The 26,579-nt window shown below is 37.0% G+C and carries 16 protein-coding genes, 1 tRNA gene and 1 pseudogene; 10 read left to right on the forward strand and 8 right to left on the reverse strand.

Annotated elements, in window-relative coordinates:
- Positions 1-713: 713 nt before the first annotated feature.
- On the forward strand, positions 714-2,534 hold the full coding sequence (locus tag QNJ50_RS20430) for a response regulator (protein WP_300638670.1): 1,821 nt from the start codon (positions 714-716) through the stop codon (positions 2,532-2,534).
- A gap of 514 nt (positions 2,535-3,048) precedes the next feature.
- Complete coding sequence (locus QNJ50_RS20435; protein ID WP_300638672.1) at positions 3,049-3,996, forward strand: aldo/keto reductase; 948 nt, start codon at positions 3,049-3,051, stop codon at positions 3,994-3,996.
- A gap of 574 nt (positions 3,997-4,570) precedes the next feature.
- On the opposite strand, the gene QNJ50_RS20440 is transcribed toward QNJ50_RS20435, so the two are convergent.
- Positions 4,571-6,106, reverse strand: coding sequence for a DEAD/DEAH box helicase (locus QNJ50_RS20440; protein WP_300638674.1), 1,536 nt, complete (start codon positions 6,104-6,106; stop codon positions 4,571-4,573).
- 55 nt (positions 6,107-6,161) lie between these two features.
- The gene (gene rimO, locus QNJ50_RS20445; RefSeq protein ID WP_300638676.1) at positions 6,162-7,526 is read right to left on the reverse strand and encodes a 30S ribosomal protein S12 methylthiotransferase RimO; all 1,365 of its coding nucleotides are present in this window, start codon (positions 7,524-7,526) and stop codon (positions 6,162-6,164) included.
- 1,131 nt (positions 7,527-8,657) lie between these two features.
- Here rimO and btpA point away from each other — a divergent pair.
- The 4 genes from btpA (at position 8,658) to QNJ50_RS20465 (ending at position 15,215) form a co-directional block, all read left to right on the forward strand.
- Positions 8,658-9,506, forward strand: coding sequence for a photosystem I biogenesis protein BtpA (gene btpA, locus QNJ50_RS20450; protein ID WP_300638678.1), 849 nt, complete (start codon positions 8,658-8,660; stop codon positions 9,504-9,506).
- Positions 9,507-9,734: 228 nt separating this feature from the next.
- Positions 9,735-10,730, forward strand: coding sequence for a vitamin K epoxide reductase family protein (locus QNJ50_RS20455; RefSeq protein WP_300638680.1), 996 nt, complete (start codon positions 9,735-9,737; stop codon positions 10,728-10,730).
- Positions 10,731-11,661: 931 nt separating this feature from the next.
- Positions 11,662-13,956: a CHASE2 domain-containing protein gene (locus QNJ50_RS20460; RefSeq protein WP_300638682.1), complete on the forward strand. Its 2,295-nt coding sequence runs from the start codon at positions 11,662-11,664 to the stop codon at positions 13,954-13,956.
- A 1,004-nt stretch (positions 13,957-14,960) separates the two neighbouring features.
- Positions 14,961-15,215, forward strand: coding sequence for a hypothetical protein (locus QNJ50_RS20465; RefSeq protein ID WP_300638684.1), 255 nt, complete (start codon positions 14,961-14,963; stop codon positions 15,213-15,215).
- Between the two features lie 75 nt (positions 15,216-15,290).
- Here QNJ50_RS20465 and nadB read toward each other — a convergent pair whose 3' ends face one another.
- The 3 genes from nadB to QNJ50_RS20480 all read right to left on the reverse strand — a co-directional run bounded on the left by nadB (position 15,291) and on the right by QNJ50_RS20480 (position 19,303).
- Positions 15,291-16,994 carry an L-aspartate oxidase gene (gene nadB, locus QNJ50_RS20470; RefSeq protein WP_300638700.1) on the reverse strand — a complete coding sequence of 568 codons (1,704 nt, stop codon included), beginning with the start codon at positions 16,992-16,994 and terminating at the stop codon, positions 15,291-15,293.
- 855 nt (positions 16,995-17,849) lie between these two features.
- Positions 17,850-18,290, reverse strand: coding sequence for a photosystem II complex extrinsic protein PsbU (gene psbU, locus QNJ50_RS20475; protein ID WP_300638686.1), 441 nt, complete (start codon positions 18,288-18,290; stop codon positions 17,850-17,852).
- Positions 18,291-18,613: 323 nt separating this feature from the next.
- The gene (locus tag QNJ50_RS20480; RefSeq protein ID WP_300638702.1) at positions 18,614-19,303 is read right to left on the reverse strand and encodes a DUF3120 domain-containing protein; all 690 of its coding nucleotides are present in this window, start codon (positions 19,301-19,303) and stop codon (positions 18,614-18,616) included.
- A gap of 573 nt (positions 19,304-19,876) precedes the next feature.
- On the opposite strand from QNJ50_RS20480, the gene QNJ50_RS20485 reads away from it, so the two are divergent.
- On the forward strand, positions 19,877-20,839 hold the full coding sequence (locus QNJ50_RS20485; RefSeq protein ID WP_300638688.1) for an undecaprenyl-diphosphate phosphatase: 963 nt from the start codon (positions 19,877-19,879) through the stop codon (positions 20,837-20,839).
- A gap of 265 nt (positions 20,840-21,104) precedes the next feature.
- On the opposite strand, the pseudogene QNJ50_RS20490 reads toward QNJ50_RS20485, so the two are convergent.
- The 3 genes and pseudogenes from QNJ50_RS20490 to QNJ50_RS20500 form a co-directional block, all read right to left on the reverse strand.
- Positions 21,105-21,362 (reverse strand): annotated as a pseudogene (locus QNJ50_RS20490) (ISAzo13 family transposase); the annotation flags it as partial.
- Positions 21,363-22,302: 940 nt separating this feature from the next.
- On the reverse strand, positions 22,303-22,755 hold the full coding sequence (locus QNJ50_RS20495; RefSeq protein ID WP_300638690.1) for a GNAT family N-acetyltransferase: 453 nt from the start codon (positions 22,753-22,755) through the stop codon (positions 22,303-22,305).
- A 234-nt stretch (positions 22,756-22,989) separates the two neighbouring features.
- Positions 22,990-23,062: transfer RNA gene (locus QNJ50_RS20500), tRNA-His, on the reverse strand.
- Between the two features lie 216 nt (positions 23,063-23,278).
- Here QNJ50_RS20500 and QNJ50_RS20505 point away from each other — a divergent pair.
- The 3 genes from QNJ50_RS20505 to cobA all read left to right on the forward strand — a co-directional run bounded on the left by QNJ50_RS20505 (position 23,279) and on the right by cobA (position 26,264).
- Complete coding sequence (locus QNJ50_RS20505) at positions 23,279-23,674, forward strand: DUF4359 domain-containing protein (protein WP_300638692.1); 396 nt, start codon at positions 23,279-23,281, stop codon at positions 23,672-23,674.
- A gap of 1,040 nt (positions 23,675-24,714) precedes the next feature.
- Positions 24,715-25,494, forward strand: a complete 780-nt coding sequence (locus QNJ50_RS20510) for a sirohydrochlorin chelatase (RefSeq protein WP_366914303.1) — start codon at positions 24,715-24,717, stop codon at positions 25,492-25,494.
- Complete coding sequence (cobA, locus tag QNJ50_RS20515) at positions 25,491-26,264, forward strand: uroporphyrinogen-III C-methyltransferase (protein WP_300638694.1); 774 nt, start codon at positions 25,491-25,493, stop codon at positions 26,262-26,264. Before QNJ50_RS20510 ends, cobA begins: the two co-directional genes overlap by 4 nt.
- Positions 26,265-26,579 lie beyond the last annotated feature (315 nt).

Here is a 26,579-nt window from a genome sequence, read left to right on the forward strand (position 1 = left end):
GTTTTGTAATCAAAGGTATAGCCTACAAGCATTAGAGACATTAGAAGCATAACGTTGCCAAAGTCAATTGGAAGCATAAGCCTGCTAAAACGGCAATATTATGGTTCCAATGACAGTAAGGATTTCAGCCATCACATGGCGGTTCGTGACAGCTTCGCCACTTTCCCCCCTAATAAATGCAAAAAATAAATAAGTCTGATAATTGGTTTTTTGTTGAGGGTGGATCGCTATCTCGGGCAAAACTAGAAACAGTTTAAAATAGATTCAATAAGATTTTCTTATTGTTAATAATGAATTAATATCTCACAGATAATTTACTTGCAACTTTAGTCAATATCTCCTTAGGTAGATTAAAGTATACAAATTTATTTCTATGTGCGAATAAAAATGTGTTAGCAAAAACTGTGATGTGCTGTGATTCAACTAAAGTAATTGAATCAACAGCTTCAGTATAGATTTGATATTAGACTTGTATCGAAAACGTTGTAGAATCGAAGACGTTTTCCAGACACCAAGAACAAACTCAAATCTCAAATTGTCTATGATGAATTGAGTAGAATTATCTATTGCTACCAGCAACAGTAAACAGAACTCTTCTTAAGACTAGAATTAAATATTAAAATATCTTACAGAAAGTAAATTTATTATAACCATCTTCAGTCCTCCTGCCATGGTAGCTGCTGCTTATGCTGACATATCAAAAGCCATTATTTATGCCAACTTCCGTCGCAAATGCTAAATTGATGGGAACTGAGCCAGAAGAAGGTTCGAGGGATTACAAACAACAAAATTTTAGTCTTAGTCGGGAAGCAAAACATTTTTCTTCATTCTCTGATGATTTTATCCCCAAACCCCAAACTGGTAAATTAACCGTAGCAAAAAGTCATCAAGCAACTGATTCAGAAGTAATTTTACTTGTAGATGATACTCCTAATAACCTACAGGTACTATTTTCTTATCTTGAGGAACAAGGATTTAAGGTATTGTTGGCTGAAGATGGAGAAAGTGCGTTACAGATTGCTCAATCTCAAGCCCCGGACTTAATTTTATTAGATGTTTTGATGCCGGAAATCGATGGGTTTGAAACCTGTCGTCAGCTAAAAGCTCAGTCATCGACTAGAGATATTCCCGTTATTTTTCTAACTGCTCTTTCCGAAACTGTCAATAAAGTTCAGGGGTTTAAATTGGGAGGAGTTGATTATATTACCAAACCTATTGAGCAAGAAGAAGTCTTAGCCCGGATCCAAACCCATATTACTTTACAAAAAATGCGCCGCACTTTAGCAGCACAGAATCAAGAACTGCAACGGGCTTTAAATTTTGAAGCTTTAGTACGACGTATTACCAATAAAATTCGCGATAGCCTTGATGAGAGCTATATTTTACGAACTGCGACTCAAGAGTTAGGGGAATTTCTTCACCTCAGTAGCTGTCAAATTGAGCTTTATGATTCCGAGCAAATCACAGCTACAATTGCCTACGAACACAGTATTACTTTACCTCAGTGCCAAGGAGAAAGCAGAAAAGTCGCTGATTTTCCCGAACTCTACCGACAACTACTACAAAAAATACCAATTCAACTTGTAGAAAAAATTCCCCAATTCAATCCCCAAGGGATTCAAGTGACCCGCTTAGCTTGTCCTATCTTTGAAGATCGCGGCATAATTGGTAATCTTTGGGGACTCAGACCTCCAGGAGAAATATTTACCGAATTAGAAATTAAACTTATGCAACAGATGGCTTCCCAATGTGCGATCGCCATCCGTCAAGCTCGCTTGTATGCAGCTTCAAACCAACAGATTCAAGAATTAGCCAAGCTCAATCAACTAAAAGATGATTTCCTGAAAACTATTTCCCATGAATTAAGAGCGCCTATGAGCAGCATTCAACTTGCTGCACAAACTATGGAAAGTCTTTTGGCTAACAAAGCAGATCCGAAAAATTCTCCCACTTTTAAGCGAGTTCTCAAAATATTTCACGAGTCATGTCAACGACAAAAGCAATTATTAGATGACCTTTTAACTCTTTGTTATGTAGATGCAAAAGCTAAAACGATCGCACCAGAATTAGTTGATCTCCATCTTTGGATTCCCGAGCTTACCCAGCTATTTTTTCGACGCACTCAAAATCAACAGCAAGAGTTAATTCTCGATTTATCAAAGGAGAAATTGGAGATTTTAGTCGATCCCCTAATTTTGGAGCGGATTATTCGTGAATTACTTAACAACGCTTGCAAATATACTCCTGCGGATGGGAAGATTACGATTCAAAGTACAGCTGATCCACAAGAAATTTCCCTTTGTATTATTAATACTGGTGTGGAAATACCTCCAGAAGAGCAAGAATTAATTTTTAATCAATTTTATCGCATTCCCAATAATGACCCTTGGCAGTATGGCGGTACTGGTTTGGGACTCACATTAGTGAAGAAACTCGCCCAAATTTTAGAAGCTTCAATTGATGTTGAAAGTGGAAATCAACGAACTATATTCTGCATTCGCTTTCCCAAGCAAATTAATTGTTCTGAGAATTAATTGTAGGAACAATTAATTTTCTCAATACTATAGGAATCATAAATCACGGCTAATGTGAATTAAATTCAGCCTTGTAATATCAAGGGTTTCAAAAACCCGCTTAAATCACGTTTGTGATTATTCCCACGAATTTACGTGATTGCAGCTTCTAATTCACATAAGGCGTAAATCATTTATGAGAATTAATATTGTAGAGACGCGACATGTCGCGTCTCTACGAGATTTATCTGTTCACAAATCAAATATGATTGCTATAGTTTAGTATCAAATTCTGTTAACTGCTAGTTACAATCATCAGTTAGTAATCTCCATCACTACAAGCAAGAAATAGCAAATGGGTAACAATATAGCGCTACGCGCAAGTAAAAAGTAAAAAGTAAAAACAGACCGCGCCCGTAGGGCGACAAAAAGCCTAATACGTATGGCTTTTAGGGTTAATACATGTCCTAAGGTAACTTCGTAGTGCTATACCTGTTAAAAGTAAAGAAATGTAACTTGTTCAAATTTGGTCGTCGTGGAAACAAATTTATCTATCCAAAACACTCTAGAAGTAAAGCCTTTATGCATTGGTACTTGGGCTTGGGGCGATAAACTATTTTGGAATTATGGCAGCAATTATGGAGCGAAGGAGGTAGAAGCCGCTTTTAATGCTGCTTTAGATGCGGGAATTACTTTTTTTGATACTGCTGAAGTTTACGGGCTCGGACTTTCTGAAGAACTCTTAGGTAAATTCATGCAGTCTGCAGAAAAAGATGTTCAAATAGCAACAAAATTTGGACCACTACCGTGGAGATTTACAGGTCAATCTGTTGCTGATGCTCTGAGTAATAGCCTAAAAAGACTCAAGGTAGAAAATATAAGCCTTTATCAGGTACATTGGCCTTTTGCTTTTTTTATGAGTCAGAAAACTCTCATGGATGCTTTAGCCCAAGAAGTAAAGCAGGGAAGAATTAAAGCTGTGGGAGTTAGTAATTATTCCGCAGCGCAAATGCGTGAAGCACATGATTTGTTGGCAGCCCATGGAGTACCTTTAGCAGTAAATCAAGTACGCTATTCTTTGCTTTCTCGTCAAATTGAAAGTAGTGGAATTCTGAATACAGCCAAAGAATTAAACGTCACAATATTAGCTTATAGTCCCTTGGCACAAGGTCTATTAACGGGTAAATATTCTTCTGACAAGAATACAACTCCTGAGGGAGCCAGAAAAATAGATCCACGATTTAATCGAGATGGTTTACTCAAAATAGAACCAGTAATATCTCTACTGCGTAGTATTGGGGCAAAGTATGAGCGAACTCCAGCACAAGTAGCTCTCAATTGGTTAATTTCCCAGGGTAATATAATTCCCATAGCGGGAGCAAAAACAGCAACGCAAGTAAAACAAAATGCTGGTGCTTTAGGTTGGAGTTTAAATGAGGATGAAGTTTCACAATTAGAACAGATAAGTCGTCCTTGGCTATAAGTAGTCATTTAAACTTTGAGCCAAATGTTACTACTATGTTCTTTCTTTATAGGTGAGTGAGGTGCAAACAATGTCTACAAGTAATGGCTTTTAAAATCAATGGGCTCAACTATTTGTAAAACTAATTTTTCACATTCTATGATCGCTATTGATTTCTGTGAAGCTGTGTTAAGTACAATAATCTGTACCCAAATAAAGACTTAGTTTATTTCTTGACAAGATTAGAGCAGAACTGTGATGCTGAACAGGGCGATCAGTGTGAGTTGCGAACTATTAGTTATCAGGTGCGTTAGGAAAACAAAGTGTGTTTTCTTCCCATTACCATTATTTGTGATTTGTGAGTAGCGAACTGTCAGTTGTGATTTGTGAATTGTCAGTTGTGAATTGTCAGTTGTGAGTCGTGAGTTGTGAGTTCAAAATTTATTGGTATTTGAAATACCTTTTATGAGGCAAAAATTAAAACTTAGAACTCAAAACTCAGAACTCATTCTTTTTTATCTTGCCCCATCTATTTAAAGATGAGCAGAAAGTTATAAATTAAAACTTGAAACTCATAACCAGATTTACTTTAATGTTATGAACCTGACTGACGCGAACCACCGCCAGCAGAACCTATTTGTTTTTCAGATACTGGGGTTTCATTATTTATAACTTTTTTTGGTTTTGGGATCGGACGTTTGTCAAAAGAATTTGAATCCGAGCGTCCACGGTAAGAACGTCGACCGCGATCGCCATCCCGTCGTGATGAAGAGCGAAGTTTGGGTTTAGAATTGCGACGCATATCTTCATCGATCATGTCAGCTTCTGCATGGAGCCAAGCGGGACAAGTTTGATCGTAAGCGATTTGTAAAGCAGCAGCAGCTATCGCCTGAGCATCATATTCTTCACTTAGTTCGCGGACAATTGGTAGAAATGATGCTAAGCGTTCGCCAGCTAAGGCTTCTTTGACCTGAGACTGTAGTTTCTGTAACTGCTTTGCTTCTATTTGCGCCCGAGTAGGAATTGGTAAAACTTGCCAGTTTTGACGGACGTGGCGTTCAAATAATTGCTGTTTGCGTCGTTCAAAAGGTTGAACCAAGGAGATTGCTGTACCTTCTTTCCCGGCTCTACCAGTCCGACCGATACGGTGGACGTAGGTTTCAACGCTATCCGGTAGATCGAAGTTAATTACGTGAGATAGCTGATCCACATCCAAACCGCGAGCAGCAATATCGGTTGCAACAACCCAACGAACCTGGCGATTGCGGAAACGTTTGAGTAGTCGCTCCCGAGCTTGCTGAGATAGGTCGCCGTGATATTCATCTACACTATGACCGGCAGCTTGTAGGTGGTTGGTTAGTTCTGCTGCAGTACGCCTAGTACGAACAAAAATCAATGCTGTTTCTGGATCTTCCATTTCCAGAATTGGTCTTAAAGCCTTAGCTTTACTCCAGTGACGGGGTACCAAGTATGCAAGCTGATTAATTTTGGTAGGAGTAGCTTTTGGTTGCTCGACAGTAACTGTCACCGGCGAACGCAAAAACTTATTGATTAATTGACGAATCGATGGGGGCATAGTCGCCGAAAACAAAGCTGTTTGGCGTTCTTGGGGAGCTTGAGAAAGAATTTTCTCTACGTCGCTGATAAAGCCCATGCTCAACATTTCATCAGCTTCGTCCAAAACAAACCACTTCACGTGGTCTAACTTCAAGCTACCCCGTTCGAGTAAGTCTATTACTCGCCCCGGCGTACCAACAACAATCTGAGCGCCCCGCTTTAGCTGTAAAATTTGGCGGTCAATTGATTGACCGCCATAGATTGCTAACGCTCGTAATCTTTGGTTACCTATAAACTCCGAGACAGCGCTATGAACCTGGATTGCAAGCTCCCTTGTTGGTGCAAGCACCAAAGCTTGTACCACCTTTTGACTTGTATCTATTCTGTCAAGAATCGGTAGAGAGAATGCTGCTGTTTTACCAGTTCCTGTTTGGGATTGACCGACGACATCACGACCCGATAGTAAGTGAGGGATTGCTTGAGCTTGAATATTTGTTGGTTCGCTGAAGCCCAACTTTTCTACCTGTTGAATTCGTGATTCTGAAAGTCCTAATTCTTGAAACGAAAGACTCATTAATTCTCCTATTCCTTAGTATGAATTATTTTTACTAGTAAACAGATAATTATTGCTAACTATTGATAAAGTCACCGTAGAGGTCATAAGGGTCAGCATCAGTAATAGCAACGCGTACAATGCTTCCTAATCTGACTTTTTCAGCCGAAATTATACTCCCCCCCGAACTTTTTAAGTTGGCGGATTTTCTAACATAGACTAGCCCATCAACCTCAGGCGCAAATCTAGTAGAACGACCAATTAGCTCGCCTGTTTGCGCATTTTCTTGCTCAATTAAAACATCAACGATTTTTCCGATTTCCTGTTGATTTTTTTGCCAAGAAATTGGTTGCTGAAGTTCCATTAATGCTGTTCTACGCTCATCCATTACCTTTTGTGGTAATTGGTTGGGCAAACTGTAGGCTGGCGTTTCTTCCTCCGGTGAAAATGTAAATACCCCAACATGATCGAACTCATGCCGCCGCACAAATTCCATTAGGTGCTCAAAATGCCGATCGGTCTCTCCCGGGAACCCGACAATAAATGTCGTTCGCAGCACTGCTTCCGGTAACGCATTTTTGATGCCTTCAATTGTGGCATCATTTACTCTTCCTTGCCAGGGACGATTCATTGCCCGCAGAATCTCTGGATGTGAATGTTGCAGTGGCAAGTCTAAGTAAGGTAATACATTATCTGTTTCTTTTATAGCTGCTATTACCTCCTTCGTTAGTCCAGTGGGATAGGCATAATGCATCCTAATCCAGGGTACATCGACTTTTCCCAAAGCACGAAGTAATTCAGCCAAACTAGGCTTGCCGTATATATCTATACCGTAATTTGTGGTGATTTGAGAAATCAAAATGATTTCCCTTACTCCCTGAGCAGCTAATTCTTTGGCTTCGGCAACTATCGATTCAATAGTACGCGATCGTTGATTCCCCCGTAGATGGGGAATTATACAAAACGCACATCGATAATCACAGCCTTCGGCAATTCTTAGATAAGCAACCCCCTCCGTTGTTGTCCGGTAACGCGGGGTCGTTTCATCTGCAATGTAAGTCGGTTCTGCTGATACCTCCTTGACTCGCTCTCCTGCTTGTGCTCGTTCAATTACGTCTACTATTTTGTGATAATCGCCAGTTCCCACAACAGCAACAGCTTCTGGTATTTCCTCTAGTAATTGCTGTTGAAAATGCTGCGCCATACAACCGGCGATCACAATTTTTTTATTATCTTCTGCTAGTTCTACTAGGGTTCTAACAGATTCTGACCGGGCTGCTTCAATAAAACTACAAGTATTGACAATCACATAGTCTGCCAATTCTTCATTGCTGTCTACACCATAGCCTGCTTCTACAAGCAGTCCTAGCATATGCTCTGTATCAATTCGATTCTTCTCGCAGCCTAAGTGAGAAATTGCAACTGTTGGCTTGTCACCCATAAATTGAATATTTTTCGTAATATTTTCTTCCAATTACCTAATTAACATTTGTTTTAATTTTATAAATCGGCAATTTGGTCGAGTTCTAATTCCTTTCACCAACTTTTGGTGGGGTCATCAATCTTCTTACGAATTTATCAGACCTTATCAAATATAAAGTTCGTGCTATGATATTATTACTATTTTTTTGGCAATCCAGGGGAAATCAACATCCCTTGGGTAATTCAGTCTAATATTTGATTGCAAATCGCTTTTGGGTTTTAATATTAACCTAGCTTTCGCATTTCGCAACTACCCATAGAGACAGCGCCCTCTGGATGACATTGGTGAAGAGGAAAAATCCGCAACCAATTATCCGTGGCGTTTTCCGAGAAGTCGCTATCCCAAGGTTATCGCGTGGTAAACTTACGCTTCCATAGCGGCACACTTGCTTTCTGACTAAATCATGTCTGGTAAAGACGTGTCGGTTCAATATAAACCTAAATTCTATCTTATACCCTAAAAGACAATCAGTGCAGCTTTTACGCGCTCTAGCTTTTACGCGCTTTATGAGTGGCAAACTCCTCTAGCAGCCTCCTTATATCTTAACATAACTTATGGAATGTTTTGTGCAAAATTCTCTCCTAGGAGGGAGGCATGAAACTGATATAAGCAAAATTAAACGCGAATATCATAATTAATTCTGTTAGGGTCAGCGAGACAATTTAAAATTAATTGTTGACGAAAGACCCTTTACGGGTAAGTCTAATGGCAATGCTCAAGTCTTAAGACTTAGCCATTGCTACACTTACACTCGGTGATACTTTGCTGTATGCGCCGAATAAAGTAAGCTTAGCTAAAAAAATTGCCATGTAAGCTCTGTTGCCGTAAAGCTTAACACTGCTTAACACTTATAGTGTTCACTTCATGGGAATGCTAACAAGTATTAATCTTTAGTGTTAGTGCATGCAGCTAAGACTAAGAGCGTAGTGTATTAAATTTGGGATTGTCCCGATTAACGCAAGATGGCACCTGGCAAAGTAATTGCTTTCGTCCCCTGTGTGCACCTTCCCAATTTCACGGATATGCGCAAGTCTTGACTAAGTGCAGTTTAATGTTGAATGTTCAGTTAAGTCCCTAGAAGAAAAAAACGTGGACTTATATCAGTTATTTAAAACCCGAAGCCCGATTATTGGTGTAGTTCACCTACTACCATTGCCAACCTCGCCCCGTTGGGGAGGTAACTTAAAAACAGTGATTGACCGTGCAGCACAGGAGGCAACAGCTCTTGCTTCCGGTGGTGTTGATGGAATTATTGTGGAAAATTTTTTTGACGCGCCGTTTACAAAAAATCAGGTCGATCCGGCGGTTGTCAGTGCCATGACTCTGGTAGTGCAGCGTATACAAAATTTAGTAACGGTGCCTATAGGTTTAAACGTATTGCGTAATGATGGAATGAGTGCAATGGCTATTGCCACAATTGTCAAGGCACAATTTATCCGCGTTAACGTTTTGACTGGAGTCATGGCAACGGATCAAGGATTAATAGAAGGAGAAGCCCATCAGTTATTAAAATATCGCAGAGAGTTAGGCTCTGATGTCAAAATTTTTGCTGATGTTTTAGTCAAACATGCCCGACCTTTAAGTTCTGTAAACCTAAGTCATGCAGTCCAAGACACAATAGAGCGAGGTTTAGCAGATGCTGTAATTTTATCTGGTTGGGCAACAGGTGTTCCTCCAACTCTCGAAGACTTGGAATTGGCAAGAACAGCGGCAAATGATACGCCTGTATTTATTGGAAGTGGGGCAAATTGGGAAAATATTGCTACACTGATGCAGGTAGCAGATGGCGCAATTGTTTCCAGTTCGCTTAAACGTCACGGTCGCCGCGAACAGACTATCGATCCCATTCGGGTAAGTCGATTTGTGGAAGCTGCACGTCGGAGTTGGAACTCCAAAAGTGAAGGAAAGTCTGTTTCAGTAATAAAAGTACATTCTTAGATTGATGAGTAAGGAATTGAGAATAGAGAATAAGTAGTATTTAGTAATTGTTTGATAATTATTTTTTTGGTAATTATTGTTTTGATAATTATTTTTGGAAACTGAAAATTGTTTGACAATAAAACTTTACTCTTGTTCCTATTCCTATTCCTTATTTATCTACAGAAGTTGTTCATTTCCGATCCGCAATTCCCAAACTCTTAATACCCAATTTCCAAGAATAAGTTTATGATTCGCCGTCGTTCTACTCCCTGGATACATAAATGGTCGCGCCCTATAATTGCTGCGATCGCCGGATGTGGTGCTTTAGTTACTGGTTACTTAACAATAGTGAAGTTAACAGGTGGCTCTGCTGCTTGTAGCGCCCAAGCAACAGCAAGTGGCGGTGCTGCTGGCTGTAATGATGTTCTTTCAAGTGCTTGGGGTACAGTTTTTGGTCAACCGCTTGCTTTGTTTGGCTTTTTGGCATACATCAGTATGTTTGTGTTTGCTTTGGTCCCCTTGGTAATTAAAACCGGTGATAGTAAAAAACAGCGACAAAAACTGGAGAACTTAACCTGGTTTTTCTTGCTTATAGGGGCGATCGCAATGACGGTCTTCAGCAGCTATTTAATGTTTGTGCTGTTTACCCAAATCAAAGCAGTTTGTCCTTACTGTATAGCCTCAGCTTTATTTTCCCTCAGCATGTTGGTACTAACAATTGTTGGTCGTAGTTGGGAGGATTTAGGGCAAATATTCTTCACAGCCGTTATTGTTGGTATGGTTACCCTGGTAGGAACATTAGCTGTTTACAATGGTGTTGGTTCCCAAGCTAACGCTGGGGATGGGGGTAATCCAAAAGTTGTCTTGCGCCCTTCTGGTCAACCAAAACCACCGAAAGGCTGGGAAGTTACAAGCACATCAGGTGAGGCAGAAATTCAGCTAGCTCGTCATCTAAAAGAAATTGGTGCGAAAAAATATGCCGCTTGGTGGTGTCCTCATTGCTACGAACAAAAGCAGCTATTTGGTAAAGAGGCTGTTAAAGATTTAGATATTATTGAGTGTGCTCCCCAAGGAAATAATCCTAAACCGGAACTATGTCAAAGCGTTGGGATTCAAGGTTTTCCCACTTGGCAAATCAATAATAAACTTTATCCTAATGTGCAGTCATTAGAAAAATTATCTGAACTTTCTGGATATAAAGGACCGCGTGATTTTAAAAATTTCCCAAGTGCTTTTCAGTAGTTTAATATTAATTGTAATTAAATGAATTGTAATTAATATCTCTACAAATAAATCTGTGGTTTATTTATGCGAGCTGGGCAAGATGCTTGAACGGCATTTTTCTGCTCAGCTTTTGCTTTTATTGGTAGTTTTGTTGTATGACACAACATCTTCAGGTAGGAATCCCCATCACTCTAGAAACTTACTTACGCTGGATACTCACATATATTATTTACTGATTCTCACTGCTGCTCCCCATTCACAATATCTTAGGTTGTAAATCTAATAAAGTATATTTTTTAAGTAAATACACTTAAGAAAATATACTTTATTTGTTCTACTCTATGTTGCTTAATAATTAAAAAAATATGTTTTACAATTACCCCCCCCACTGTAATATTACTGTTTTAATTTTTTGAAAATATACTGGTTGCTTTTAGTTATACTTCAATCACTAAAGCTGAACGATTAATGGAGGATAAAAATTCCCGAACCGAACTGAAGTAAAGTTCTTAGTCGCCTATTTTGGATTTAAAGCTATTTGAATCAGAAGTTTTACAGCTTTAGTCTTCTTGATATTTTTTAAGTTCTATTCCTCGAGTATAGTCTGCATAATTCTTAAATCCATAGCCTAAAGTTCCATATTATGAGCTTTAGGTTATGAATAATTTATGTATTTAAAACTACTTTCATTGAATATGGCATCTCCTATGATGTAAGGCAGTATGGAGTATAATGTGTGAGAAAAATATTGATACATGCAAGTAGTTATACTGTCCATGCAATTGAGAAAATGATAAGGATTATGTCCTTGTTGGTAATTGTGATTTTTACTTTATTTGAGTTTTTTTTCAAAAATTTAGATAAGTTTAGTTTCAAAGAGGGTTTATGCTCTAAAAAATCTAGAATTGCCAGAAATAGTTTAACGAAAGTAAGTAAATAATTGATGGGAATGAGCAAGCAACTAGGTAAACGTTTCCTGGGGTTTGTGTTTGGATCTAAACCTTCCCTCAGCAAGGATTACAGAGAATTAGTAGCTGCTTCTAGCGTTACATTTTGTATTTTACTTTTACGTTCTCTCGGTATATTTGAACCCTTAGAATGGAAAGCTTTAGATCATTTTTTCCAACTGCGTCCTGAGGAAAAACCCTCATCACGTATTACCATTGTCACAATTGATGAAGCTGCCATCAAAGAACCTGGATCTTGGCCAATTAAAGATGAAATAATTGCTGATTTACTCAACAGAATTAACCGCTATAAGCCACGAGCTATTGGTTTGGATATCTATAGAGATGTACCTATAAAGCCGAGAAATGAAGAATTGGTGCAGGCTTACAAGTCTGTTCCAAATTTAATTGGAACTGAATTGTTATCGGCTAACAAAAATATTCGGGTTTTTCCACCGAAAGAATTAAGTCAAAAAGGAAAAATTGGTTTTAATAATATTCTCACAGATGCAGATGGTAAAACCCGGCGAGCTTTGTTGTATTGGCATATCAATAACCAAAAACATCAAAGTTTTGCCTTGAAGTTAGCTTTGACCTACCTCAAATCAGAAGGTATTACCCCCAAAAGAGTAAAAAATTACAAAGATGCTTTAAGGTTGGGTAGAGCAATATTTCGACGTTTTCAGTCTAATGATGGTGGTTATGTAGGGGAGAATGATAGGGGTTATCAAATATTATTTAATTTTCCTAAACCACCTTGTCCAAAATCTGAAGTACAAATAGAATATTGTGATTTTAATTTCGATAGAGTATCTTTTGAAGATTTGCTTAACTCTGATGCACCAGCAGATTTATTAGAAGATCGGATTGTTTTAATTGGTTACGCTGCATCTAGTATCAGTAGACCATTTTTAATCCCCTATTCACAAAATTCGACAAGGGCTGGTAAAAGAATAACTGGAATTGAATTACAAGCTTATTTGATTAGCGGATTGATTCAATCAGCGATGACCGGGAGACCGCAAATACAAGTTTGGTTTAAGCTCACAGAATACATATTTATTTTTTTCTGTGCTTATGTCGGTGCTTTCATAAAAAATCGGACTTACTATTCTCTACATTGCTTTATTGGATTACTATGCTTATGTCTAATCTTATTTGCTGGCTCCTATATTAGTTTTATTTTTGGTTGGTGGATTCCATTAATACCATCTTTATTTGCTTTACTGGGTTCTGCTGTTGTGGTTACATACCAAATCGCTCAGATTCAAAATGAATTACAACGTTCTAAAGAATTTTTAGCTCAAGTCATTAACTCAATTCCGGATCCAGTTTATGTCAAAAACAGTAAATATCAATGGGTTGTCTTAAATGAAGCCTTTTGTCGTTTGATTGGTCGCCAAAGAGAGGAATTACTAGAAAAATGTGAATATGAGTTTCTTCCTGAAGATGAAGCAAATATATTTCGCCAACAGGAGGAACTAGTTTTTTATAGCCGACAACCTCAAGAGCACGAAGAGAAATTTACCAGTGCCAATCAAAAAACTCATTTACTTGCCACTAAGCGATCGCTACACAGAGACAGTGCTGGTAATTTTTTTTTAGTGGGTGTAGTTCACGATATTACAAAACGCAAGCGCTTAGAAGAAGAACTTAAGCATAAAGCAGAAGAATTATCTCGCCACAATAACGAATTAAAGTCTAAAGAAAATGACTTACGGTATCTGGCTTACCACGATCCACTTACAGGTTTACCTAACCGGAAATTTTTTACAGAACAATTACAAGAGTCTGTGAATTGGGCAAAAACTAGCAGTTTATTGCTGGGATTATTGTTCATTGATTTAGATGGCTTCAAACAAGTTAATGATACATTTGGACATGAATTAGGCGATAGCTTGCTATCGGCTGTTAGTCAGCGTTTAATTAGTTGCTTGCGTGGTAGTGATATAGTGTCCCGATTGGGCGGTGATGAATTTACCGTAATTTTACGGGCTATACCAACCGTAGAAATGGCAGCTACAATGGCTCAGAAAATTCTTGCTGCAATGAATGAATCAATAATTATTGAAGGTCATATTATCAAAATTTCTGCCAGCATAGGTATTAGTATTTACCCTCTCAGTGCCGAAGATTCTCAAACTTTGATTCAACAAGCAGATGCGGCGATGTATCGTGCCAAAGAATTAGGTAAAAATTGTTATAGATTTCTTGAAAAAGAAGAATGGGAATTGAGTGTTAATGAACAGTTCCAGAATACTGACTATTTCTATCCTGGTGGACAATTATCTTATTGAGTGGGGAGGAGAGTGTGGGAAGCGTATGGAGTATAGGAAAAAAGAGAAATTTTTGTCGGTAATCTTAGAGCAGGACGGAAATAGTAGAAATTTGGTTGATAAACAAAATTGCTGTTGATCGAGAATAATCAATGGAGTAATGTGTTAGCAGAACTTACAACCTGACGCTAGTATCCTGTTAGGCGTATTATGAACATTATTTTCTGTAAGTAAATAGGAAAGGAATTCTAGACTATTACAGGACTTACGTAACGAAAGCGGATCCGGAGCCGTTACCTTTGGATCTGCCGACACCCCAGGCTAAACGCGTATCTGTAGAATATAGATTTGTCATTGCGACCAAAACGCAGTTTAGGTTTAGCCATAGCGTGACGTTAGTCATACCTAAGAATTACTGTTAATTAACCTTCACTAAGCAAATCATTTTTTAGTACTTTTCCGGAATATCATCCTATTTAAGTGTATTTACAGGGGAAGTTTTTGTCAGAAACAAAATGCAAAACATTAGCTGTAAAGTACCAACATATATACTGCAGGTACGGAAACTGTAAATATACTTACATGATTTCTAAAAAGAAGAAATATTTATTTAAAAATTACAACGGCAAACATGTAAAAATTAATTAGTTTTAATTAAGAACGCGGCAGCATATATATATTTTTTTTTATCGGCAATTGTCACTTAAAAGACAATACATCCTTCCTTAAGGCATTAAGCTGATCTAAAGATTCTTGAGTGTGGGGTTTGACACTCTGGGAAAAACAATACATGTACACAAGATTTAATTAGCTTTTATTTCAGTATTATTGCTATTGTATTAGTATTTTTAACACTTTTGGCAATGATATGCATTCCATAGAGTTGCGTATAAGAGTAGAGTAATTTTACGGAGTCTAGGATATGATTTTATAAAGATTTAACTTTTATCCACGAAAGCCGGAACATAGGCGGAAATAAAGTACAGAATGCTTGCTCTACACCTAAAAAAAAGGGAAACCAAAAGATGTTTGCGGAAAATAGATTCATAAGTGCCAGTGTAATTGTACTGTTGCTTGGAGTGCAGTTGGTAACCCCCAAAATTTCCCAAGTCATAGCAAACTTCACAGATGTGACTTTTTATGGTCCCAAGGCTATTGCAAGTCATGGCACAAAGAAAACAAGCTCACATCATTTCAAAAAAAATAACGAACTAGATGAAGAATTCCAGCCACCAGATTATGGTGGTCCTGACAGCGAAAGGGGTAGTGGAACCCGTTGAATACTCAAAATGAAATGAATAAAAGCTTTTAGATATTCAATTATTCCATCTTTGTGTTACTGGAAATCCATAACATTAGCGTGATGATTTCCAATATCGATCTTCTTTGACCAATGTGTGAGCTTCCCATTTTGGGTCTGTTTGGGGGAAATCAAGACGATAATGTCCTCCTCGGCTTTCAGTCCTGAAAGCAGCACTCTGAAGGATTAATAGCGCTATGTCAAGTAGATTTTGAGTTTCTGCCCATATTTGCAAACCTTTGTCTACTGCACCGGGTAATTTGAAAGTTGCACTTTGTAGGGGCTGCAAAGATGATAAAAATTTGCTTATATCTAAATTAGCAAAATCCTTTTTCCAGGATTTAACTGTTAAAACCGCTTCTTCTAAACGAGATTTTTCTCGGCATATACCTGCGCTTTGCCAAACTAATTTGGGTATATTTTTCCTTATAAATTCCACATATTCTTCCTGTGGTTTCCACTTATCCTTATCAACAGCATATTCTTTACTAGAGAAAGCTGTTTTTTCTTCTTGATTTATGGTTTGAGTGTTTATTTGTGGAGAATTGGTACCTTGATAAGGCTGAAGTTTTGCCATTTGTCTACCAAAAACTATACATTCTAGTAATGAATTACTAGCCAGACGATTTGCACCGTGTACTCCGGTACTAGCAGTTTCTCCTACTGCATATAATCCTTCAATCGAGGTTTTGTTCATCATATCTGTGAGAATACCACCCATCCAGTAATGAGCCGCTGGTGCAACAGGAATAGGCTCACTAAAAACATCTATACCCCACCGTTCACAAACTTTGATGATATTGGGGAAACGCTGTCGAATTTTTTCTTTAGGTATGGGACGCATGTCCAGCCAAACATTAGCGGTGGCGGGATCTGTTGCAGTTTTTTGTAAATGGTTAAAAATAGCTCTACTTACTACATCTCTAGGAGCGAGTTCTCCTTTAACGTGATAGTCAAAGGTAAAACGTTTTCCTTGGTCATCAACCAGATGTGCTCCCTCACCTCGGACAGCTTCACTAATTAAGAAACGATCTGCACCAGTTTTAGTTAAAGCCGTAGGGTGAAATTGAACAAATTCTAAATCTCTGAGAACAGCTCCTGCACGCCAAGCCATTGCGACACCATCACCAGTACTAACTGCGGGGTTAGTTGTTTGAGCAAATACCTGACCGCCACCTCCAGTAGCTAAAACTACTGAATCAGCTTTTATCCATTGAATTCGACCTTGATAGAATAAACTAATACCCCGAACCCGTTTCCCTGGTGCTTTTAGCCACAGATTTAAAGCTAATGCTTTTTGAATAACTTGAATATTGGATCGACGCAGAACTTGAGCTGTCAAAGTATTCACAACTTCTCGACCCGTGGTATCAGCTGCATGCAGTACTCGATGTCGAGAGTGAGCGGCTTCTAAGGTTAAGGCTAGATTTTTACCATTTCGGTCGAAAGCAACACCTAAATTAACTAGAGATTTAATACACTCAGGTGCTTTCTGGGCTAAAAATTCTACAGCATCAACATCACACAATCCAACCCCTGCCTGGATTGTATCTTTAACGTGAAGAGCAGGTGAATCATCTGTAGAAATCGCAGCAGCAATACCACCTTGCGCCCAGTCGCTAGCAGAAATGGAAATAGTTTCTTTAGTAATTAAGCCGATTTTTAGGTTTTTATTCATGCACAGTGCTGTATAAAGTCCAGCCGCGCCTGCGCCAATTACTAAAACATCAAAATTAGTGGAAATGTTTTCCTGAATCAAAGTATGCAAAAGGTTGAATTTAAAACAGTTAAAGGCAAAAAAGACGTTCAATCTAAAAAAGATTGAATTAACAAAAACTATAATTTAAAAGGGTTTGGGCATTAGTTTATTTGCTAGGGGAGATTTTGAAATTAATATTTACACGCCTTTACCCTTACTCCATCGGGCTTACTATTTAGTATTTAACAAGATTGTCCCATTTATCTATTAAATTGAGGAATATTTTAATGCTGGAATTGCTAAAAAATTGATGTTAATAAATTACCGATATTAACAAATTAAAACCAAAAAATCAAAAACATCAGCTAGCTTGGGAAAAAGTATATCTTAAATTTTCGATGGAAGGAGCCTTAGCAGATAGGAAGAATAATACTTTAGAGAGAGTAGTATCAAATTGGGTCAATTATTTGTAAAGAAAAGATACTTATAGTTGCATTTTAGAGCAACGTGTTTATATTGTTCGATTTTTTTAGGACAGATACATATATTAATTGCATCGATGCAACCTTCTGAGAACCCAGTTATGACTCCTTTGCAATCAAGGATGATTACAATACAGGGTGGTATTAATAATGAACTACAAACTGGATAAAAACTATTACTTACTAGTTCTAAACTTCCGAATAGTTTTGGGTTATGAAATGTTAATAAAAAAGGTCGGACTTACGCAAATAGAACTGGAATCTAAACTCTCAGTGCGTAAGCCCGTTCGAGAAAGAAGAAAAACAGTCCGATCAAAAAATTCAATCAAATAAACTCTAATTAAATAAATTTGAATACTTGTTTTATCTTCTTCTAATCAAATAAATATCTCGCACTTTTTTGAAAGAGCCTTACCTTAAGTCTCTTATTGATTTATCTGTAAATACCGTTATTAAACCGGTCAGCCCCTTCGTTAAAGATAGCTTCGCTTTTTGTCACTGTAAAATCATCCAAGTGAGATTGCAGTAATTGTTTTTGACGATTGCTCAATCCAGAAATATCTAAAACATCTTCTACATTTTCATAAGGAGCGTTCAGAATAACTTTCCGAGCTAAAGTCGGATAGAACCCCGGATATTGCTGGAAAGCTCGCACATTAGTGTTATTTAAATCTATTTTGTCACCATAAACATCTGGTAATTTAGCATCAGCACGATTACGCAAACGAGCTATTCCAACTCCTAAGGTCGGTGTGGGTTGGTTAAACATTGTGCTCCTTAGATCGATTGCATGGGCTTGGGGAACAAATCCCAACCATCCAAAACATCCTATCAACAAACTAAAAACAATTAATACACGCGCTAATAGTTTCACGATTCTTCTACCTCTTTCCATCGGACAAAAACCAAAATTTCACAAATCAAAACTCATTTATTAAGAGCGGCTCAAGCAATAGCAATTACTATTTGCCAAGATTCCCCAAAATACGCCATGAGGTATGAAGTAACTGATAATTGTTCATTGATTCAAGTTTGACGAACATACAGCACTCATTCACAACTAATATACAGCGTATTAATATCTACAATACTTGCCGCTATTAGCTTTAAACTTATTTTTGTCAAAAATTATCAAAATTTATGCTCAGAATTTTAAATTTACAGTCTTTTTCGGACATGCATATTTAAGTCAAAATTTCAAGCAATAACGGCGGCTAGTAGAAATAAAGCATCTACTAAAATTGTACTTAAAACTGCACCACTAAAAGCATAGTAGTGACTTTCTTGTTTCCGTAAAGGTATTACTCCAAGTATTAACAATATTGTAGCTAAAATAAATGCCCAGCCTTGTCCCCACGGTGTCTGTACTTGTGTTAAAGCGCTTTGCAATATTGGTCTAACTAAATCCGGCTCAACCTGCATTATCTGTCGCCAGTGTGGTATCAAACCTACCAAATAAAAATATACATCTGTGAGTGCAGTACCCAGTAAAGAACCTAAATAAAACCAATTACCTACTTTGCCCCAATTTCGATACGCGCACCATAAAGCAAAAGGTAAACCAACAGATTCTACGGGTAAATGCCATAAAGGTTCCCAACGCAACCAACCCCAGTAAATCGAACCAGCTAACCAACTCCAGCTAAACCCTATCAGCAAATCGCCCCATAGATAGGTGCTGTAACGCGACATTAACAATTTACCCAACCAAACCCAAAATCCCGTCAAGGCTAAACTCATCCAAGGTAGCGATCGCACTAATGGAGCTTCTATAAATACTGGTACTGAGACCAAAAATACTGAAAAAGCAAATACTAGCCAAATTCCCCTAGAACTGAATTTACTTGTAAAGCCTACAACCAGGGGAGAAACTATTCCCTTATCCATGATTTCTTCCTTATCTTCACATTCCTCACAAATTTTTTCCTTGAAAAATTTTTCTTCAAAAGAAGAAAATCGAGCACCAGAGGATGAAAAAAGTGTATTGTTAATCAATTTTTTAATATTTGTTACTTAACTTTACTTTATGTAATTTAAGATATCACAATCAAAAATCCCCCCTGGGGGCATATTTATGTTACCTCAACTACGCTTTTTTTCAACAAAAAACCCAAAATAGGCACAAAAAAAAGCAAATTTTAGTCAAAAAAAATACTTCTTAAAAATATTTGGAAGATTAGGTTTGCCAACAAAAATAAGGTTTAAATGAAACTTTGTTACCAGTTCAAACTGAAATATTTAGCGCGAGATTTTTTAAGACTTCAGAAAGCATAAATAAAAAGTAAAAATACAAGTAAATAAAAACTGTAAAAGCAGGTATTCTGGAGCGAGAACAGGGTTTGATTCTGAGGCAAGTTCGATATCGCCTTGCTATAAAGCTTTGGAAACTTATTTCCTGGAAGCAAACGATGACATCCAAATTTACAATCGCGAGCAACTTTTATTGAAGTGAGTAATTAGATGGGTATCTCAAAACGTATATTTTTTCCTATATTGACGGCTTTATCTGCAATTTTATCGGTTGCTATCTTTTCTCTTCCGGTTTTAGGTTCTGAAACAACTGCTGTTGAAACAACAACCCAAATGAATATTTGGCAAGCAATTGTTTTAGGGTTTGTCCAAGGTGCAACTGAATTTATTCCCATTAGTAGTACAGCACACTTAAAAGCTGTTCCGGTGCTATTAGGTTGGGGAGATCCTGGAGTAGCTTTCAGTGCCATGATTCAGTTGGGCAGTATTGGAGCTGTTTTATGGTATTTCTGGGGATTATTAACAGAAGTGATTGGCGGTGCATTCGTTGCTTTGAAGCGTTCTGATTATCAAGACAATAACTTTAAAATTGCTATTGGTATTGCCGTAGGTACCCTACCAATTGTCTTTTTTGGTCTTTTGGTCAAAGTCTTCCTCGAGGATTTTTACGAAAATAGTGTGCGTAGCATGACAATGATTGCATGTGCTTCCATTCTTATGTCTGTATTAATGGGACTAGCAGAAAAACTGGGTTCGAGAAAGCGTAATTTTGATAAACTGAGCGCTAAAGATGGAATTTTAATGGGCTTTGGTCAACTTTTGGCAATAGTTCCGGGAGCTTCTCGCTCGGGTTCCACCATCACTACTGGACTATTTATGGGCTTGGAAAGGGAAACTGCAGCGAAGTTTTCATTTTTATTGGGTATTCCTGCTATTACTCTACCGGGAATTGTCGGACTTAAAGATTTACTTGAAGCCGATTTAGGAAATATGAGCGTATTAATGCCTTCGATCGCAGGGCTACTTTCATCAGCAGTTTTCTCTTATTTAGCGATTGCTTGGCTGTTAAACTTCCTCAAAACGAGAAGTAATTGGATTTTTGTTTGGTATCGTCTAGTATTTGGAATTGCAATATTGGGCTTAATATCAACCGGGATATTGCAAAATATATAGAAATAATACTCAATGAATTAGTGTTTTCTTGACTTTTACCAAATAATGATTTGAGGCTAAGTTTTAGAAATTTGAGTTGTTGTTTAAATCTTCAAAACCGAGATAATACATAACTCAGTTTCTCGATATCCTAAATTCTGGGAAATTAGAAGTTTTCCAGAATTTAGATTTTAAGCTAGTAAAATGCTCTTTATATTGGGACTTCCAAAGAATAAAATAATCAAAAAAACTCAAGAGGTCGCATCTAAACAATAATGATAATCATTATGATGGAGGGGAGGTGTAATTCTGCCTTATATCGTCCCCTTGCAGAATAATTATCTACACAAGTAATACCATTGGTAAGTTCTCTAATCCCTTTGCGGATGGTATTTCTATCCCATCCTAATTCTTTTTGAGCTAATAATTGCCCTCCGTACCCTAAAGAAATTACAGTTTGTGCCTGGAAACGTCGTCTTGCTGCACCTTTTAATTGAGATGCTGTTTCTTTGAGTAAATCTTTAACCTCGTCAGTTAATTCCATAGGCGATTTTAACACCCAAAAACTTTAACTATGCATTATTGAATTTACTACAATTTGCGGAATCAGTGCTGCCGTCGGCAGCACTGATTCCGCATCTATAAAATGATTATTATTTTCATTATTGATTATTTTATTCTTTGGAAGTCCCTTATCAAAACGGAGTCCTACATATAAAAAATTTTAATTACCAATTAGCAATTACAAATTATCAAATAGCTAATGCCGCACTAAACTAAAGCTACCAGAGACGAGTGTATAAAATTTTCAATATTTGATAAAAATAAACCCTTCTCTTAATATCAAAGAAGGGTAGTTAATGAAGAGATCTATTGATAATGCAAAACAAACATTTAGATTTCTTAAACGTTAGCTAATTCTCTTATTCGTGGATTCATAACTAGTTCGACCATTTGATTAATTGGCAATGAGCAATCTTTTTGAGCAATCCAGTTTGGCATTTCTTGCCAACAACTTGGACAAAACAAATAGACTTGATTTCCACGAATGTGCCGTAGCATATTATCGGAACAACAAGGACAATTAATCATATTAGCCTCGATTTCTTTATTAAGTAATATTTTGATGAACCGCTTAGTATTCACCTATACTTCAAGGTTATAAACGAAATATAAAGTTCGTGCTACAAAACATACTGTTTCTTCAAGAAAGTTAATTAGTTGATACCTAGCTTTACCAAATAATGAGCAAACTAGTTCTTTTTCTTATAATTAAGGTAAACATATTAAATAAAACTTAAAAACATAATGCCAATTTCCAATAAAGTAAAACAAGTAATATGCAAAAAGATAATAAATTAATCTATCCCGAACAGACTTACGCAACATACTGTTACAGTTTTTTGATTATTTCGTAACTATTTTGAAATGTATTTTTTTGACCCGCTCTGAATTCTGTATGAGAAATAAATTCTGAATATCTCTTAACTTCCTCGGTAGTGCATGAATTGCACAGGGAAAATCCTCAAAGTTTTTGCTAGTTGAGAAATACGAAATTTGCTTTGGAGCGAACGCGGTAATTCTTCCCAAGTAACAGGGTGAAAACCAAAACGACTATAAAAGTTTGCGAGTCGTTTTCCCAAACATTCTAAATAAAGTGCTTGCTCACAAGATGCAATTAAATGTCGGGTTAAGAAGCTTCCCAAACCGCGTTTTCTCCAAGTAGGTAAAACAACCAAGCTTCCTAGCTCTTTGACTCCGGAGTATTCTCTTAATTGTCCGCATGCGACGATATCCCCAGAACATTCGATCACCCAAAATTGTTGCCATCGAATTTGGGTCGGATCGAGTTTAGCCCTTAATACTAAAAATCTAATTGACCAAATATCAGATGGTTTTGCTTCGCGAATAATACATCCATCAGGTAGAACTGACATACTAATGATTTAATATCCTCTATAATACACAGACAAAATAAACGTATGTCTTGTATTCAATTCCAGAGATATTTGAATGGCTATGTTAAAAAGAGAATCTAAAAGATAGTAATGATACGAAGAATACTGGACGATAGTCTAGTTACAAGTTATTATCTGTCCGTTACTTTACTGCCTTAGTTATCAATTACTACTAATCTGTACACGATGTCAAACGAATTAACAAAAATTAAGGGCGGACGATGGGACTCGAACCCACGAATGGAGGAACCACAATCCTCTGCCTTAACCACTTGGCTACGCCCGCCATTTCCTCAACGCAATAGAGATAATAACACACTCTTATAAAATTAATCCATAGTTTTTCTTAGAATCGCTAAAATAAGTTGAATTCTAGAATTGAACACCTAAAGTTTGAGATTTGAAGCTCGAATTCCATAGCTTGAATTTTTAGGCTGGATATCCAGGGCGAGGTCATGACAGCTAGACACTATAAACTTCTAAAAACCTAAAAACTGAAAAAATGAAACTTTTAAAGATTATTGCTGGTACCGCAGTTGTTGGATTGACTTTGTTAGGGGCATCTATGGCAACTACCAATCCCTCTCAAGCCGCATATGAAGAGTATGCTACACAGCGCTTAACTAAGTACCTTAAGGATAATGTGTGCGGTAAGTCCAAAAACTTTTTGGACAATTTACCCATTAAACTTAATTCTCAATGCGACAATTTACTAAATTCTGCGAACCCACAAGTTCAAGAAATTATTTCCAGAACGACTCAAAGGCAAAATTTCATCATTTTTAGCATTTATCATACGGACTTGAAGTTGGAATCCTTCTCCTTTATTCCCGGCTACAAGTTTGAAAGCGTTGGAGCATTCAACAATTTTTACATCTACAAGGCCCAACAACAGTAACAAATATTGCATTCATCTTTATTGGCACTCAATTATAAATATTTGAACAAAGTGTTTGCAAACAATTACTAACTTTTCAAGTTACAAAAATGGTTAGTGCACCAAAGAAAAATGTAACTATTGATACGAGTTTTTTTATAACTATCTTGTGTTATTTCCTATTGAAATAAAATTACTTTCGAGCAAAATTTTAAATCAATTGCACTTAAGAGCATTCGCTGCTATAGTAATATTCCTAATATTTTAATATAGCCCTAACTATATTCCTGTATAAGTACTAGTTAGGAAAATCTTTTCATAACTATCAAAATTTAAACCCCGTTCTGTTAGCAACAGGCACTGAAGAAAATTTTGGAATGTCGAGCGTTAGAAAACTTTGTATATCAAAAATTCGATCATAATAGTTAGTCTAATTTTATTATACCCAAGCAGTTTACATTACTAGACTGTCTAGGCATAATATATTCACTAAAATCCATATTTCAGCATTAACTTAGTTTCTGCTCGCATCAACTAAATAATAAATTAATTTAAAAATAGTTTTAATAGTTGAATGGGTAAATCTGATTATTGATATTTTTCTTCGTTTATCATTTAATTTACGTGTAAATAATAGCTTAATAGCTGTTTTGATTTGGAATAATATTTGTGTGTTTACTTCAGAATTTTAGAAGATGTCATAATGTTAAATATTTGAGAGAGGTTTTGCTTTAAAAGTTTTGATTGTATATACTTGGCTTCATCAATCTTGGATGAGCAAACAGCCTTATTAGTGCGATGGTAAAAAGTATGATTGTTTTCATTATAAAAAAACAATAATAGTTATTATTATTTGTTTCATGACTAATGGAACAGATGAGTGAATGCTGCGAGTAAAGCGGTTAAGTTTAGTTACTAAATTAATGTGAAAATTATATGTCAAAATTAAAATACAGATATCAAATTAATTTTATACTTACCAGATAGAATTCTGAAATTTTGATATAAAAGAAGCTGAAACTCACAAATAAATACGCCTTCTAGTCCATCTCTAACTATTAGTGAAACATTCATTTACACCACAGTCGTCGGGATATTTATTGATATATCACGGAAGCCGTGACCCTCGCCCAGAGAGTGCAATGCAGCAACTAGCAGGTAAGATATCTCAAAAATTGAGAAGTTATCCCACACATGATACAAGTAGTCCTATTGTATCGACACTAAAACATCAAGTATTTGTAGGGACAGCATCTCTAGAGTTTGCTTCACAACCTTTGCACTCACAAATTATTGAATTTGCTCGCAATTCAGCGGATAAAGGATGTAATCGCTTGCAAATATTACCTTTGTTTTTACTTCCAGGAATACATGTCATGGAAGATATTCCAACAGAAGTTTCACAAGCAAAAGCACAACTTGGTGAAGATATTGTTGTTAACCTACAGCCATATTTAGGTTCTCATCCCGGTTTAGAAGCTTTATTGGCAAATCAATTACGTATCAACCGAGCAGACGCAACTATTTTACTTGCTCACGGTAGTCGTCGTCAGTCAGCAACAATGTTGGTAGAGCAAATATCAGTAAAATTAGGTTTAGTAACTGCTTATTGGGCTTCACCACCAAGTTTAGAATCACAAGTTGCGACTTTATTCTCTATGGGTTGTAGAAAAATTAATGTTATACCTTACTTTTTGTTTGCAGGCGGAATCACCGATACAATTGCTCGAACGATAGAAAAGTTGAAACTAAATTTCCCTACGATTAGCTTCCAACTATCTAAACCTCTAGGAGCAAATGCAGAAATAATCGAACTAATTTGGGATTTAATGGAAAGATGAATTGCTCAGTCACACAGGGAAGACAATCCTTGAGAAAGGTTTATTTGGTAGGTGCAGGTCCAGGAGATCCAGGACTGATGACCCTTAAGGGTAAAGGTATTCTCGAATGTGCAGATGTAGTTATTCATGATGCCTTAGTTAGCCCTCAAATTTTGGCAATGATTAACTCTCAAGCCGAAAAAATTAATGTGGGAAAGCGAAAAGGAAGACATTCCCAAGCACAAGAAAAAACAACACAATTGTTGATTGATAAAGCACAAGAAAATGCCATCGTAGTCAGACTAAAAGGTGGAGACCCATTTATTTTTGGTCGTGGTGGTGAGGAAATGAAAGCATTAGTCGAAGCAGGAGTATCGGTAGAAATAGTCCCTGGTATTACCTCAGGAATTGCAGCTCCTGCTTATGCTGGTATCCCCTTAACTCATCGACTTTACAGTTCTTCAGTCACATTTGTTACTGGTCATGAGGCAACCGGTAAATATCGTCCAGAAGTAAATTGGGATGCTATAGCTCACGGTTCGGAAACTATAGTGATTTATATGGGGATTCACAACCTACCCCACATAGTTCAACAATTGATTAATGCTGAATTAAGTTTAGATACTCCCGTTGCTCTCATACGTTGGGGTACGCGACCAGACCAGGAAGAATTAATTGGTGAGTTAGGGACAATTCTCGAACAAGTAAAAAATGTAGGTTTTGAAGCTCCAGCCGTTGTGGTGATTGGTGCAGTCGTGAAGATGTATGGTTTGCTATCTGTTTTGACCTAATCTTCGCAGTTTGATAATCAGCGAATAGATGTTAAGCTATCCCACGGCTAGTATATGAGTGGATAATCTTTAAACCATAAAGACTGAGGAATTTCAAGTACTATTCCTTAATTTTGTGATATGCACAATGGCGTTTAGCAAGATCTAATCTTCTTGGTATCCAGAGAAATAAGTGAGATAAATAAGTATTTTTTGAAGACGTTCGCACAGAAGGATCAAATTAGAATTAGGATCTAAGTGGTTTAATGTCTTAAAATTAAGTTACATTTAATTAAGATTCTTACTAAAACTCTGAACATGTTATAGAAGTCCTAA

This window comes from Mastigocoleus sp. MO_188.B34 (assembly GCF_030065675.1).
Taxonomy (GTDB): Bacteria; Cyanobacteriota; Cyanobacteriia; order Cyanobacteriales; family Nostocaceae; genus Mastigocoleus.